Genomic DNA, 14,105 nt, shown 5'->3' with positions numbered 1-14,105 from the left:
TGGGAGTGCAGGCTAGGCAGGGGGTTCTGGCCCTTTCTTCGGTCACGGCAGAGGCGATGACGTTTTCGGATCTGCTCGATCAGCTGCTGCCCGCCCTGCGTTCACCCCTGGGGGCCGTGGCCTTCGTGCCCCTCTATGCCCTCTGGGTAACGCTGCTGCTGCCTGGTGTGTGGGCCTCGATGCTGGCCGGGGCCCTCTACGGGCCCTGGTGGGGCAGCCTGGTGGTGTTTGTGGGGGCCTGCCTGGGGGCCGAGGCTGCCTTCCTGCTGGGTCGCGGCTGGCTGCGGGGCTGGGCCCGCCGGCGCCTGGCGGCGGCGCCCAAGCTGCTGGCGATCGAGCAGGCCGTGAGCCGTGAGGGGTTGCGGCTGGTGTTGCTCACCCGCCTGTCGCCGGCCTTTCCCTTCAGCCTGCTCAACCTCGCCTATGGCCTCAGCGAGGTGAGCCTGCGCGACTACAACCTGGGTCTGATCGGCATCGTGCCCGGCACGATCCTGTTCTGCAGCCTGGGGGCTCTGGCCGGCGATGTGGCCCGCTTCGGCGAGGTGCTCTCCGGCCAGGCCGATGCCGGCACCTGGACCCTGCGGCTGGTGGGGGTGCTGGCCACCGTGGGCTCGGTGGTGCTGGTGGGCCGGGCGGCGCGGCGGGCGCTTCAGGATCCTGAAACGTCGGCCTGATCGGCGTCCGGCGGATCCGGCAGCCGCCAGTCGCGCAGTGCCGCGATCAGCACGAACCACACCAGCCGCAGCCGGGCCAGCGCACCGGTGCGGCTGGCCAGTTCGGCGTATTTGGCGCGGCCGCAGTCGGTCTTGATCCAGCGGGGTGCCTGGCCTGGGGCTCGGGAGTCCGGTGCGTTCATGGGTGATCCTCTGCGCTGCCAGCGATCGGCCCAGCTTGACCTGCCTAGCTTGCGCTCATCGCTTTCCAAGCCCACGGAGGGCCATGTCGCCTGCCTCCACCGCCCCGCCCAGCGCCGCTCCGGAGAGCAGTGAGCAGCCTCACGCCCAGGCTGCCGAGGTGGTGCTCAGCCAGTGGGGCAGCAACCTGGATGGCGGCCTCGATGCCGCCGAGGTGGCCCACCGCCATGGGCGCTACGGCTGGAACGAACTGCCCGAGGTGAAGGGCCAGCCGGCCTGGCTGAAGCTGCTGCTGCAGTTCAACCAGCCCCTGATCTACATCCTGCTGGTGGCCGGCCTGATCAAGGCCCTGCTGGCCTCCTGGACCAACGCCCTGGTGATCTGGGCGGTGGCGGTGATCAATGCCGTGATCGGCTACGTGCAGGAGGCCCGCGCCGAGGGGGCGATCGCCGCCCTGGCCCGCTCGGTGAGCACCGAAACCACCGTGCTGCGCGATGGCCAGACCCTGACCATCCCCTCCCGGGAGCTGGTGCCCGGGGATGTGGTGCTGCTGGCCGCCGGCGACAAGGTGCCGGCCGACCTGCGCCTGCTGGCGGTGCGCGATCTGCAGATCGACGAGTCGGGCCTCACCGGCGAATCCCTGCCCGTGGCCAAAGACCTGGCGCCCCTGCCGGAGGACACCCCCCTGGCCGATCGCCGTTGCATGGCCTACGCCGGCAGCTTCGTGACCTTCGGCCAGGGCCGGGGCGTGGTGGTGGCCACCGGTGAGGCCAGCGAGATGGGGGAGATCTCCCGCTCCCTGCAGCAGCGGGTGTCGCTGAGCACCCCGCTCACCCGCCGGTTCGCCAGCTTCAGCCGGGTGCTGCTGTATTTCATCCTGGCGGTGGCGGCCCTCACCCTGGCCATCGGCCTGGGCCGCGGCCAGCCCTTCGCCGAGGTGTTCGAGGCGGCCGTGGCCCTGGCGGTGAGCGCCATCCCGGAAGGCCTGCCGGCGGTGGTCACCATCACCCTCGCCATCGGCGTGAACCGCATGGCCGCCCGCCACGCCATCATCCGCAAGCTGCCGGCCGTGGAGGCCCTGGGCAGCGCCACGGTGGTGTGCTCCGACAAGACCGGCACGCTCACCGAAAACCAGATGACCGTGCAGGTGGTGGTGGCCGGTGGGGTCAGCTACCAGGTGAGTGGCACCGGCTACAGCCCCCACGGCGATCTGCTTGATGCGGACGGCGAGGTGGTGGATCCCTTGCCGCAACCGCTGGAGCGGGTGCTGCGCTGCGGGGTGCTCTGCAACGACTCCCGCCTCAGGCAGGAGCACGGCGCCTGGGCCATGGAGGGCGACCCCACCGAGGCGGCCCTGCTGGCGGCAGCCGAGAAGGGCGGTCTCACCCGGGCGGGGCTGGAGCCTGTGTTCCCGCGGCTCGATGCGATTCCCTTCGCCTCCGAATACCAGTACATGGCCAGCCTCCACGACGGCGAGGAGCGATTGCTGCAGGTGAAGGGATCGGTGGAGGCGCTATTGACGCGCTGCGGCGGCATGCTCGCCGCCGATGGCGCCGTGGTGCCACTCGACGCCGAGGCCATTCACCGGCGGGTGGATGGCCTGGCCGGGGAGGGGCTGCGGCTGATCGCCTTTGCCTCGCGGGTGCTGCCCCATCGCCGCCACGACCTCGACCATGCCGACCTCGACGCTGAACTGGTGTTTCTGGGCCTGCAGGGCATGCTCGATCCGCCGCGCCCCGAGGCGATCAGCGCCGTGGAGGCCTGCCAGCGGGCAGGCATCTCCGTGCGCATGATCACCGGCGATCACGCCGCCACCGCCGCCGCCATCGCCGTCCGCATGGGCATCGGCTCGGCCGGCGCAGAAGAGCTGCGGGCGTACACCGGCCAGGAACTGGGGGCCATGGATGCTGCCGCCTTTGCCGCGGCGGCCAGCGATGGGCAGGTGTTCGCCCGGGTGGCGCCGGCCCAGAAGCTGAAGCTGGTGGAGGCGTTGCAGGCCGCCGGCGCGGTGGTGGCGATGACCGGCGACGGCGTCAACGACGCCCCGGCGCTGCGCCAGGCCGACATCGGCATCGCCATGGGCAAGGGGGGCACCGAAGTGGCGCGCGAGGCCGCCGACATGCTGCTCACCGATGACAACTTCGCCTCGATCGAGGCGGCGGTGGAGGAAGGGCGCACGGTGTACCGCAACCTGCGCAAGGCGATCGCCTTCCTGCTGCCGGTGAACGGCGGCGAGTCGATGACGATCCTGATCAGCGCCCTGCTGGCCCGCGATCTGCCGATCCTGGCCCTGCAGGTGCTGTGGCTGAACATGATCAACTCGATCACCATGACGGTGCCGCTGTCGTTCGAGCCCAAGGCCGACGACACCATGGCCCGCCCGCCCCGGGATCCCGGCGAGCCGCTGATCACAAAGCGCCTGCTGCGCCGGATCCTGGTGGTGTCGCTGTTCAACTGGGTGCTGATCTTCGGGGTGTTCGAGTGGGTGCGCGGCGACAGCGGCAGCCTGGAGCTGGCCCGCACCGCCGCTATCCAGGCCCTCGTTGCCGCCCGGATCATCTACCTGCTCAGCATCAGCCAGCTGGGCCGCACCCTGGCGCAGCGCCTGCGGGATCCCTCCATCCCCCTGGCCCGCGCGCCCCAGCTGCTGCTCGGCGTGGGGGTTGCGGTGGTGCTGCAGGTGGTGTTCAGCCAGTGGGGGCCGATGAACGTGCTGTTCAACACCGCCCCGATCGGCGGCCCGGAGCTGCTGGTGTGCGCCCTGGCGATGGTGGCGATGCTGCCGGTGGCCTGGCTGGCCAACCGCCTCGATCCCGAGGCCTGAGCCGGCCGGACAGCGTCAGCCGCCTTCAGCCAATAGCGCCAGCAGGCCCGCCTCATCCAGCACCGCCACCCCCAGGCTCTCGGCCTTGGTGAGCTTGCTGCCGGCCTCCTCGCCGGCCACTACGTAGCTGGATTTCCTGCTCACCGAGCTGCTCACCTTGCCGCCGGCCGCCTCGATCAGGTCCTGGGCCTGGCGGCGGCTGAGGCTGGGGAGGGTGCCGGTGAGCACGAAGGTCTGGCCGGCCAGGGGTGCGCCATCGCCACCCGCCCCGCCTGAGCCAGCTCCCGTGGCCGCCGCGGCCCGCTCCGCTTCGCTGGCCGCCAGGGAGAAGCCCAGCCCCTGCAGATCCAGCAGCAGGCCCTGGTTGGCCGGCGTGGCAAACCACTGCTGCAGGCTCTGGGCGATTTCGCCGCCGATTCCGAACACCGCCGTGATCGCCTCCGGCGTGTCGGGGTCGGTGGCCGTGGTGGCCGCGGCCAGCGCCTCCACACTCGGGAAGGCCCGAGCGAGGGCCTTGGCGTTCACCTCGCCCACGTGGTGGATGCCGAGGCCGTAGAGCTGGCGGTGCCAGGGCTGGGCCTTGGAGGCCGCCAGGGCCGCCACCAGGTTGGTGGCCGACTTCTGGCCCATACGCTCCAGGCTGGCCAGCAGGGCCGCATCGAGGCGGTAGAGGTCGGCGATCGAAGCCACCAGGCCCTTCTCCACCAGCTGCTCGATCAGCCTGCTGCCCAGGCCGTCCACATCCAGGGCCCCCTTGCTCACCCAGTGGCGCAGGGCGCCGCGCAGGATCGCCGGACAGCTGCTGTTCACGCAGCGGGTGGCCGCCTCGCCCTGCTCCCGCACCAGCTCCGACGCGCATTCCGGGCAGGTGTGGGGGAGGGCCAGGGGCATGGCGCCGGCGGGCCGCAGTTCGCTCAGCACCCGCACCACCTCGGGGATGATCTCGCCGGCCTTGCGCACCACGATCGTGTCGCCGGCGTGCAGATCCAGCTCCGCCAACCGGTCGGCGTTGTGCAGGGTGGCGCGGCTCACCGTGGTGCCGGCCAGGGGCACCGGCTCGAACTCGGCCACCGGGGTCACCACGCCGGTGCGGCCCACCTGGCAGGTCAGCCGCAGCAGCCGGCTGGGGGCCTCCTCGGCGGCGTATTTGAGGGCGATCGCCCAGCGCGGCGCCTTCTGGGTGAAGCCGGAATCGGCCTGCAGGCGCAGGTTGTTGAGCTTTACCACCACGCCGTCGGTGGCGTAAGGGAGCGCCTTGCGGCCGTCCTCCCACTGGGCGAAAAACCCCTCCACCGCCGCCAGCGAGGGCAGCAGCTCGGCGTTGGGGTTCACCTTGAAGCCGGCGCACTGCAGCCATTGCAGGCTCTCCCATTGCGTGGTGGGCCGTGGAGGATCTCCCTCGCCCCCCTGCCAGTCGTCCGGCAGGTGCAGGGTGTAGGCGAAGAAGTCCAGCCGCCGTGCCGCCACCACCTTCGGGTCGAGCTGGCGCAGGGTGCCGGCGCAGGCGTTGCGGGGGTTGGCAAACAGGGGCTCACCCCGGGTCTCCCGCTCGGCGTTGATGGCGGCGAAGCTGGCGTCGGGAATCAGGGCCTCACCGCGCACCTCCACCCAGGCGGGGGGCTGCTCGAACTGCAGGCGCAGCGGCACGCTCTGGATCGTGCGCACGTTGGCGGTGATCTCCTCGCCGCGCTCGCCGTCGCCGCGGGTGGCGGCCCGCACCAGCACGCCCTGCTCGTAGCTGAGGGCCAGGGCGTTGCCGTCGATCTTCAGCTCCCCCACCATCGCCAGCTCCGGCAACGCTGCACCGGGCTCCGGGGTGCGGTCGAGCGTCTTCAGCAGCCGGCCATACCAGGCCTCCAGCTCCTCGAGTGAGAAGGCGTTGTCGAGGCTGAGCAGCGGAATGCGGTGCTCCACGCTGGTGAAGCTCTCCGCCGGCGTGCCCCCCACCCGCCGGGTGGGGCTGTCCACGGTCCGCAGCGCGGGATGGGCCGTCTCCAGCTCCAGCAGCTCCCGGTAGAGCCGGTCGTAGACCGGGTCCTCCATCACCGGCGCGTCGAGCACGTAGTAGGCGTGGGCGGCGCGGTTGAGCAGCCGTCGCAGCTCGGCGGCCCGGGCCTCCTGCTCCGCTGAGGTCAAGGCCGTCAGGCGGCCTGGCTGCGGATCCGGTCGATGCGCCACTGGTCGTCCAGCTTCACGAAGGTGAAGTCGAGCGGCAGCTCCTCCTTGGCTTCCGTGAGCAGCTTCACGGTGAGGATCAGCTGGCCGTCGTTCAGCCGCGGACGGCCGCTCTTGAGGTTGCGGTACTTGTTGAGCTTGAGGCCCGCCAGGAAGTTGATGAACTGCTTGCGGTTCACATGGGTGCGGTAGTTCTTGGTGGTGAGCAGGTAGGCGCCGTCCACCTGCCCGTTGGCGATCTGGGTGAAGAACTGCTTGAGCAGCGGGTTGATGCTGCGGGTGCTGAGCACCAGCTTCACCGCCGTGACCGTCCAGTAGAGGAGCAGGACCCCGGCGCCGGCCAGCAGGGCCTTGGTGCCGATGGTGCTGATCAGACCCCGATCCATGGAACGGCCCGGCTGTGTTGAATGGCCCCAGAGTCTGACTGACCAGCCCTCCCCCAGCGTCCGGCGTGCCGCTCGAACCCCTGCTGCCGCTGTTCCACCGGCTCAACCGCGAGCACTTCGACGGGTCGCTGGCGCCCGCCGCTCGCCCGCTGGTGAGCCTGCGCTGGAGCGATGGACGCCTGCGCCGCAGTGCCGGGCTGTATCGCAGCGGCCGCGACGCCACCGGCCGGGTGGTCTGCGAGATCGTGCTGTCGCGCCCGCTGCTGGAGCCGCTGCCCCGCGAGGCCCTGCTCTCCACCCTCTGCCACGAGATGATCCACGCCTGGGTGGATCGGGTGCTTGTGGTGCAGGAGGTGCACGGGCCCCACTTCCGGGCGCGCATGGCGGTCATCAACGCCGCCCAGGACGGGTTTGTGGTGAGCGTGCGCCACCGCTACCCCCTGCCCGCCGGCGCGGCGCCGGGCTGCCGCTGGATCGCCCGCTGCCCCCGCTGCGGCGTCAGCGCGCCCTACCGGCGCCGCGTCCGCAATCTGGCCTGCCGGGCCTGCTGCGAGCTTCACCACGGCGGCCTCTGGGATGCCAGCTGTCTGCTGGAGTTCGTGGAGGCGGCGGCCTAGGTTCGCCGCACCCGCCCCAGGCCGTGAGCGTCTTTCTCTGGACCCTGCAGTGGGCCGGCGTGGCCATCGCCGGGGTGGGGCTGCTGCGCGAGCGTCGGCTGGCGCTGCGGCGCCGGTAGCGTTGGCCCATGTACGACCGCCGGCCTGACGTCCAGCGCCCCGCCGCAGAGCCGCGGCGTGGGTCCGAGCCGCTGGAGCAGGGGTTCGACCGGCTGGTCAGCGCCGGCCGCCAGTTGGTGGATGGAGTTTCCGGTGCGCGCCCGGGCTCCCGCAGCAGTCAGCGCCCCCAGCGTCCCGCCGGCGGAGCGCCCGCCGGCCCCGGCCGCCCCCGGCTCGGCGAGCTGGGCCGCTGGGTGGAAGACAAGCTCGATTGGATCCTCGAGGACGAGGACGACTGGCGCGAGCCCTGGCAGGAGCCCCGCCCCGGGCGGCTGGCCCAGTCCCGGCGCCTGCCCGCCGGTCCGGCCCCGTCCCCCGCGCCCCAGTCCCCCGCGCCACCGGCCGGTGGCTCCGGCCGCCGCCCCCTGGAAGCCGTCTCCCGCCGCGGGGAGCGGCGCCGCCCCGCCGTGCCATCCCCGCCGCTTTCGCCGTCGCCCGCGGCCGACGCCTGGCCCGACGACAGCAGCTTCGCCCGGCCCCGCTGGCAACGCCCGCCCAAGCAACCCGGCCGCGCTCCCGACCTCGGCGCCGAGGCTGCCCGGGATGGGGCCGAGCGCCGGCAGGAGCCCGCCCGGCCGCTGCCGCGCTCCAGTCGCCGCCGGCCTGGCTGACTACTCTGGGAGTTCCTGAGCAGGCTCCATGAGCAACCTGGTGGTGGTGGGCTTCCCCAAGGTGGCGGAGGCCGAAGAGGTACGCCGTGAACTCGTTGACATCCAGAAGGAGCGGCTGATCGCCCTGGAGGATGCCGTGGTGGTGGAGCATGACGGCGATGGCCAGGTGCACCTGAAACAGGCGGTGAACCTCACCACCGCCGGGGCCCTGGGTGGCGGCTTCTGGGGCACGCTTGTGGGTCTGCTGTTCCTCAACCCCCTGCTCGGGGCCGCCGTCGGCGCCGGCGTGGGCGCCGCGTCCGGATCCCTCTCCGACATCGGCATCAACGACACCTTCATGCGCGAGCTGGGCGAAACCCTGCCCCGCGGCAGCGCCGCCCTGTGTCTGCTGATCCGCGAAGCCACCGCCGATCGGGTGATCGAGCGGCTGCGGGCCCATGCCCCGCACGCCAAGTTGCTGCGCACCAACCTCAGCCACACGGACGAGGATCAGCTACGCACCCTGCTGGAGAGCGCGGCCAGCCAGGCCGAGGCCCTGCGCCTCGCCTGATCCGGCGGCAGGGGCGGCTCCGGCGGCGGGGCCCAGCCAACGCTCCAGCTCGGGCGAGAACACCTCGCGGATCACCGTGAGCGGCTCGCCGCCGCGGAAGAAACGGTAGTGGCGACTCCAGAACGGCCCGCCATGGCCGAAGCGGCTCACCAGCCAGGGGGCCTGCACCAGGGCCAGGCCATCCACCTCCCGGAACAGCTCGGCCCTGTTGCTGGTGAGGCTGCGCCAGATGGGCTGCTCGCGCTCACGCAGATGGGCGTCAGCCTGGCCCTGGTTCCACCAGCTCTCGGCCCAGGCCAGGGTGTGGTCGCCGCAGCGCAGCCACACCTGACGGCGCAGCAGGGGCAGCTCCAGCTCCGCCACCTCCTCGGGAGGGCGGGCTCCGTCCTGCTCGGGCTGCGCCTGGGGCGTCATGGCGATCAGCTCGATGCGCACAGGCAGGCCGGTGAGCGACTCCAGGTGCCGGGTGGGGCTGCCGTCACCGAGCAGCAGCAGCCTCCAGGGTCCGCTGAGGGCCTGGCCCAGGGTCTGCAGATCCCCCTCCCCCAGGTGGCGCTCCCACACTGCCTGTGGCGATGGCGTGGGCATCGGGGAGGGGGACAGGCTGAGACCCGTGGCCGTCATGGCTGACTCCTCGGGCTCCGGACGCGGGGTTGGGTTTCAGCGTAGAAACCGGCTCCGTCTGCCGTGGTTTGAGGTGACGTGGCTGGGGGCCGCAGGGCTCTGGTGTGTCGACCTCAGGAGCCGCTGCTGAGACTGATGCGGCGCTGCTGGCCGTTGCGCTCGATCACCGCCGAATCGCCACTGGCGCCCGCCAGGCGCCAGCCGCTGTTGCCGATCGACTCGCCGATCGCGGCGCTGGTGGAGCTGCCGCCCACCTGGAAGATGGCCGAACCGTTCTGGCCCGGCACCTGCACCACCCCCACCAGCAGGGGCAGGGAGGCGTCATCGATCGCGCTCGCCGCGGCCGGACCCGCTCCGGTGGCCGCCGCAGGGGCGGGCCTGGAGACCTTGGCACTCATCGGCACCTTGAGCACGTTGGCGGCGGGGGCACTGCCGGCCGGCAGGGTGGCCAGCTCCTCCATCCAGGGCTCCAGGGGCGGCGGCGGCAGCTCGTTGCCGCCGCTGGCCAGGGTGGAGGCGTCAACGGGCTGGAGGGCCAGCTCGCCGGAGGCCGCCGCGGCGGGCGAGGCCATGGTGGCCGGGCCCATGGCACGCAGGCGCTCCACCAGCAGCAAGTTGCGCTCCTGGCGCAGGGCCTGCTGGTTCTGGCCCCACAGGCTCAGGCCCACCAGCACACTGCCCGCAAGGGTGGTCACCGTGAGCCCCACCGCGGCCATCACCAGGGCGGGTTGACGCTGCAGGCCACCGCTCCAGGCCGAGGCCATCCGTCTGCCGGCCCGCGACACCTGAGGCCGCCGGGGTGCAGCGGCTGCGGGCCGGGCTGGAAACGGCGTGGCCTCGGCGCTGGCGGGTGTTTCACACACCTCCACTTCGATCGGCGCCTCCGGTGAAAACACCCGGTTGAGCACCTGCTCGGCGCGGAGTTCCCAGTAGGCCCGCGAGGTGGGGATGGCACGTACAGATGTCACGGCCCGCTACCAGAAATTTGGTGCTCACCCTACCGGTATGGGCCTGATTTGACGACGCTGCCGGCTGCTGGGACAACCACCGCGGTGACGGTGCCCGTGGTCAGAGGCTGTAGCCCAGTGCTGCTGCGAGCCTGGAGCACGACCGTTGCACCCGTGCGATCTCCTTGGCGTCGAGGTGCTGGCGGTAGGTGCCGGTGTTGTCGAACAGCGGTTGGTTGATCTGCCGGTTGCGGTGGACCACGTGGCTCAGCCCCGCCAGGTCGTGCTCGCTGCGGGCGGCGGCGGCCTGCTCCTGGCCGGTGCCCCCGTACCACTGCACCGGTTGCTGGTGGTAGGCGAGCTGCTCAGCTTCAAAGCCCAGGCCCACGAAGCCCATCACCTCTTCCAGGCAGCTCTGGGGGCTCTGCACCAGCCGCTCGTAACGCACCACCAGCACTTGGGGATGGGCGCGCCAGTGCAGCACCCGGCCATTGTCCTGTTTCCAGCGGCGCAGCCCTTTGCCCAGGCGGCCGTAGCGCCGCTTCAGCGACGCCACCGTGTCCAGGGGATGGCGGCAGATCAACAGGATGCGGGAGGCGGGAGCGGCGCCGAGGATGAAGCCGAGGTGGCGCACATGCTTGGGCGTTTTCTCCACCCACAGATCGGCTCCCGCCGCCTCAGTGGCACTCCAGAACTGCTCCAGGGCGAGGCGGTAGCGGCCATAGCGCTCCTTCTTGGCCACACCGGTTTCCCCGGCGATCGCGTGGATCCGGGAGTGGGCCCCCACCAGGCGGGTGAGGATCGAGGTGCCGGAGTGGCCGCAGCCGCACACATGGATGCTCCCCCGCAGGGGTGGTCGCCAGAGTCTGCGCATCGTTCTGCCTCCTCGCGTGATCTCCCTCAGGTCCAGTGCCGGTCGATCCAGGGCACCGGCATGGCGAACCGGCGCAGTCCCCCCCAGGTGCCCTGGCTCAGCTGACGCCGCAGATGGGCCCACCGTCCGGCGTAGGGGGGGGAATCGGCTTTCCATCGCCCGACCCTCACATCACCCGGGTTGGGCCCCCCGGGAAAGGTGATGATCCTGCTGCCGGCAGGCAGCCGCGCTGGCCGCAGATAGCGCAGAGGGAGTGGGCCCAGGCAGTGGAGCCGGAAATGGCGCGTCCAGCCCCGGGGCCAGAAGCGCAGCTGATCGCCCAGACAGGCGGTCACGAAGTGCTGCTCATAGCGGAAGCGGTCGGCGATCGCCTGCGGGTCCCGCCGGAAACGGTCCAGGATCTCAGGATGGGAGCCGATGGGGAAGCGAAACACCGAGGTTTGACCCAGGCCGCTGAGGGGGCGTGACCAGTTGCGTTCCAGGATCACGGCATCCGGGGCGCCGTAGCTGAAGTAAGCATCGATGTCGCCCACGATCACCGAATCCAGGTCCACGAACAGGGCCGTGCCTGCCAGCCCCTCCAGTCCATCCAGCTGTCTGCCCCAGAGGGCCAGCTTGCGCCACTTGCCGCGGGTGCGCTGCGGTTCCTCACAGCCCAGTTCGGGCAGGGGCAGGGTGCGGATGGCCGGGTCGATGCCATCGGCATCGTCGGTGAAGCACACCAGCTGGAACGGCGGTGTGATGTGGCGCGCCACCATGCGCTGCAGTCGGTTGACATAGGTGGCGCCATATTTCGCGCCCCACTTGATGCACAGAATCAGCTTCGTGGTTGTCAATAGTGGAACGCCTCGATTTCGCGGGCGCAGATCTCGCGGATGCGCTCCTGGCTGGCGGCGTCAAGCACCTGCTGCCAGGGCCGTGAGTCGCGGCGGTGCTGGCCCTTGGGCCGCTGTGCCGGCAGGGTGAGAGGGTGCTCCAGAGCCAGGCGCTGCGAGAGAGCGAGAAGCTCCGCCGCCAGCGTTTCGTAGTGCAGCATCACATCGGTGACAGGCCTGTCGTTGATGGTGTAGATGTCCCAGTTGGAGAGTTCCGATCGCGGGCAGCTGCGCAGATACGCGGCGATCGGTGGGGCCTGCTGTTGCTTGCGCGTGCGCCAGTAGTAGCTGCTGATCGCCTTGTCGAACGGATTGCGCTCAACGCTGATCTTCAGGTAGCCGTCCCAGATCGGGGCAGGGAGCTGGGCCTTCACCTGCGCTGCCGGAATGTGATTGTAGAAGCGCTTCTTGAGCCTGGCTCGCCCCACCAGCCGCACCAGGTCGGTGCCGGAGTAGCGATGCAGGGGGGCACGGAAGTTGCGCGGGCCCGCATAGCCCAGCTGGCGGCTGAGTTGCTCATCCTCCCGGGAGATCGGCGTGATCACATCGCCCCTGTCCATCAGCGAGCGCAGGGCGATTTCGATGGCGGTGCCCGCCGTTTTCTGGGTTTTCAGGAAGATGAACCGGTGGCGATGGCAGATCAGCATGGGCTGCTGCTGAGGCTCAGCCGGCGGCGGTTCAGCTCCAGCCAGAGCATCAGGGCGGTCACATCGGCGGGGCTCACGCCGGCCAACCGGCCCGCCTGGCCGAGGGTGAGGGGCCGCACGGCGGCGAGTTTCTCGCGCGCTTCGCGGGAGAGGGTGGCGATGGCGGCGTAGTCGACATCCGCCGGGATGGGCCGGTGTTCCTGCTCCTTCACGCGCTCGATCTGCTGCTGCTGGCGGGCCAGGTAGCCGCTGTACTTGATGTCGATCTCCGCGCCCTCGCGCACGTCGGCGGGCAGGGCGGCAGCGGCCAGGCCGTGGCGCACCAGGTCGGCGGCGTGGAAGCCGGGCCGGCGCAACAGTTCCGCCAGGGTGATCGAGCCCTTGATGGACGCACCGGTCTGCTCCTGCACCGCGGCGGCGGCGGGGTCCGTCGCCTTCAGGCGCACCGTGTCCAGCCGGTGCTTCTCGGCCGTGATCGCCTCCTGCTTGGCGGTGTAGATCGCCCAGCGGCGCTCATCAATCAGGCCCAGCTCGCGGCCCAGGGGGGTGAGGCGGCGGTCGGCGTTGTCGCCCCGCAGCACCAGGCGGTATTCGCTGCGGCTGGTGAGCACCCGGTAGGGCTCGCGCAGATCCTTGCTGATCAGGTCGTCGATCATGGTGCCGATGTAGCTGCCCTCACGGGGGAAGTGCACCGGCTCCTGGCCGCGCACCAGCCGGGCGGCGTTGAGGCCGGCCACCAGCCCCTGGGCGGCGGCCTCCTCGTAGCCGGTGGTGCCGTTGAGCTGGCCGGCCGTGAACAGCCCGGCCACCCGCTTGGTCTCCAGTGACGGCCTGAGCTGGGTGGCGGGCAGATAGTCGTAGTCCACGGCGTAGGCGGGCCGCAGCATCACGCAGTGCTCCAGCCCCGGCAACGTGCGCAGCAGCTCCAGCTGCAGCCGCTCCGGCAGGCCGGTGGAGAAGCCCTGCACGTAGATCTCGGGAGTGTCGCGTCCCTCGGGCTCCAGGAAGATCTGGTGGCTGTCCTTTTCGGCGAAGCGCACGATCTTGTCTTCGATCGAGGGGCAGTAGCGGGGGCCCTTGCTGTCGATGAAGCCGCCGTAGATCGGCGTGAGGTGCAGGTTGTCGCGAATCAGCTGGTGGGTGGCGGCGGTGGTGCGGGTGATGTGGCAGCTCATCTGCTCACCGCTCACCCGGGCGGCCGGATCAAAGGAGAAGAAGCGATCGGCCGCGTCGCTGGGCTGCTCCTCCAGCTGGTCGAGGGCGATGCTGCGCCGGTCCACCCGGGCCGGGGTGCCGGTTTTGAGGCGGTCGGTGGCGAAGCCCAGCCGCTGCAGCGCCTCGGTGAGTCCCTCGGAGGCCTGTTCGCCCGCCCGGCCGGCGCTCATCGACTGGGTGCCCACCCAGATCTGGCCGCCCAGGAAGGTGCCGGTGGTGAGCACCACCGCCCGGGCGGCGTAGACGCTGCCGAAGTAGGTGCGCACGCCGGTGATCCGCGCCGCCGCACTCTGCAGCGGGGTCCAGCGCTCGCCGCCGCCATCGGCGTCGCCCTCGATCTCCAGCCCCGTCACCATCGCCTCGCGCAGGGCCAGGTTTGGGGTGTGCTGAAGCAGCTGCAGCATCTGGCGGGCGTACTGCCGCTTGTCGGTCTGGGCCCGCAGGGCCCACACGGCCGGGCCGCGGCTGGCGTTGAGCACCCGCTTCTGCAGGGCGGTGGCATCGGCCAGCCGCCCGATCACGCCGCCCAGGGCATCCACCTCATGCACCAGCTGGCTCTTGGCCGGACCGCCCACCGCCGGGTTGCAGGGCTGCCAGGCGATGCGGTCGAGGTTGAGGGTGAAGAGGGCCGTGGACAGGCCCAGCCGGGCGGCGGCGATTGCCGCCTCGCAGCCGGCATGACCGCCGCCCACCACGATCACGTCGAACTGCTCGGTGGGGGGGCCGGAGGAGAGGGGATCTGCCATC

Annotated in this window: 14 protein-coding genes; 5 read left to right on the top strand and 9 right to left on the bottom strand. The window is 71.1% G+C overall.

Features of this window, described 5'->3' with window-relative positions; genetic code table 11:
• Window positions 1-56: 56 nt before the first annotated feature.
• Complete coding sequence (locus tag KBY96_RS06675) at window positions 57-674, top strand: TVP38/TMEM64 family protein (RefSeq protein ID WP_254978581.1); 618 nt, start codon at window positions 57-59, stop codon at window positions 672-674.
• Here KBY96_RS06675 and KBY96_RS06670 read toward each other — a convergent pair.
• Window positions 650-856 carry a valine--tRNA ligase gene (locus tag KBY96_RS06670; protein ID WP_254978580.1) on the bottom strand — a complete coding sequence of 69 codons (207 nt, stop codon included), beginning with the start codon at window positions 854-856 and terminating at the stop codon, window positions 650-652. The genes KBY96_RS06675 and KBY96_RS06670 overlap by 25 nt on opposite strands.
• A gap of 83 nt (window positions 857-939) precedes the next feature.
• On the opposite strand from KBY96_RS06670, the gene KBY96_RS06665 reads away from it, so the two are divergent.
• A complete protein-coding gene (locus tag KBY96_RS06665) occupies window positions 940-3,678 on the top strand; it encodes an HAD-IC family P-type ATPase (RefSeq protein ID WP_254978579.1) in 2,739 nt (912 codons plus the stop codon).
• Window positions 3,679-3,693: 15 nt separating this feature from the next.
• Here the strand turns inward: KBY96_RS06665 and ligA are convergent, their stop codons facing one another.
• On the bottom strand, window positions 3,694-5,814 hold the full coding sequence (ligA, locus tag KBY96_RS06660) for an NAD-dependent DNA ligase LigA (protein ID WP_254978578.1): 2,121 nt from the start codon (window positions 5,812-5,814) through the stop codon (window positions 3,694-3,696).
• 5 nt (window positions 5,815-5,819) lie between these two features.
• Window positions 5,820-6,239, bottom strand: a complete 420-nt coding sequence (locus tag KBY96_RS06655; protein ID WP_254978577.1) for a hypothetical protein — start codon at window positions 6,237-6,239, stop codon at window positions 5,820-5,822.
• Between the two features lie 65 nt (window positions 6,240-6,304).
• On the opposite strand from KBY96_RS06655, the gene KBY96_RS06650 reads away from it, so the two are divergent.
• The 3 genes from KBY96_RS06650 (at window position 6,305) to KBY96_RS06640 (ending at window position 8,176) form a co-directional block, all read left to right on the top strand.
• Window positions 6,305-6,856: a SprT family zinc-dependent metalloprotease gene (locus KBY96_RS06650; RefSeq protein WP_254978576.1), complete on the top strand. Its 552-nt coding sequence runs from the start codon at window positions 6,305-6,307 to the stop codon at window positions 6,854-6,856.
• 128 nt (window positions 6,857-6,984) lie between these two features.
• Window positions 6,985-7,626: an RNA helicase gene (locus KBY96_RS06645; RefSeq protein ID WP_254978575.1), complete on the top strand. Its 642-nt coding sequence runs from the start codon at window positions 6,985-6,987 to the stop codon at window positions 7,624-7,626.
• Between the two features lie 28 nt (window positions 7,627-7,654).
• Window positions 7,655-8,176, top strand: coding sequence for a DUF1269 domain-containing protein (locus KBY96_RS06640; RefSeq protein WP_254978574.1), 522 nt, complete (start codon window positions 7,655-7,657; stop codon window positions 8,174-8,176).
• On the opposite strand, the gene KBY96_RS06635 is transcribed toward KBY96_RS06640, so the two are convergent.
• From KBY96_RS06635 to mnmG, 6 genes are all read right to left on the bottom strand, one after another.
• The gene (locus KBY96_RS06635) at window positions 8,120-8,800 is read right to left on the bottom strand and encodes a chorismate lyase (RefSeq protein ID WP_254978573.1); all 681 of its coding nucleotides are present in this window, start codon (window positions 8,798-8,800) and stop codon (window positions 8,120-8,122) included. The genes KBY96_RS06640 and KBY96_RS06635 overlap by 57 nt on opposite strands.
• A gap of 113 nt (window positions 8,801-8,913) precedes the next feature.
• Complete coding sequence (locus KBY96_RS06630; protein WP_254978572.1) at window positions 8,914-9,768, bottom strand: hypothetical protein; 855 nt, start codon at window positions 9,766-9,768, stop codon at window positions 8,914-8,916.
• A gap of 100 nt (window positions 9,769-9,868) precedes the next feature.
• A complete protein-coding gene (locus KBY96_RS06625) occupies window positions 9,869-10,621 on the bottom strand; it encodes a sulfotransferase (RefSeq protein ID WP_254978571.1) in 753 nt (250 codons plus the stop codon).
• Between the two features lie 26 nt (window positions 10,622-10,647).
• Window positions 10,648-11,457 carry a hypothetical protein gene (locus KBY96_RS06620; protein WP_254978570.1) on the bottom strand — a complete coding sequence of 270 codons (810 nt, stop codon included), beginning with the start codon at window positions 11,455-11,457 and terminating at the stop codon, window positions 10,648-10,650.
• Window positions 11,454-12,143, bottom strand: a complete 690-nt coding sequence (locus tag KBY96_RS06615; RefSeq protein WP_254978569.1) for a hypothetical protein — start codon at window positions 12,141-12,143, stop codon at window positions 11,454-11,456. Before KBY96_RS06615 ends, KBY96_RS06620 begins: the two co-directional genes overlap by 4 nt.
• Entirely contained in the window at window positions 12,137-14,104 is a 1,968-nt protein-coding gene (gene mnmG / locus KBY96_RS06610; protein ID WP_254978568.1) for a tRNA uridine-5-carboxymethylaminomethyl(34) synthesis enzyme MnmG, read from the bottom strand. The genes KBY96_RS06615 and mnmG overlap by 7 nt, the downstream gene beginning before the upstream one ends.
• Window position 14,105: the final 1 nt, after the last annotated feature.

The sequence above is a fragment of the Cyanobium sp. ATX 6A2 genome (genome assembly GCF_024346355.1).
Taxonomy (GTDB): domain Bacteria; phylum Cyanobacteriota; class Cyanobacteriia; order PCC-6307; family Cyanobiaceae; genus NIES-981.
The sequence above is the reverse complement of the archived record's forward strand: the minus strand, read 5'-3'. Positions and strand labels throughout refer to the sequence as shown.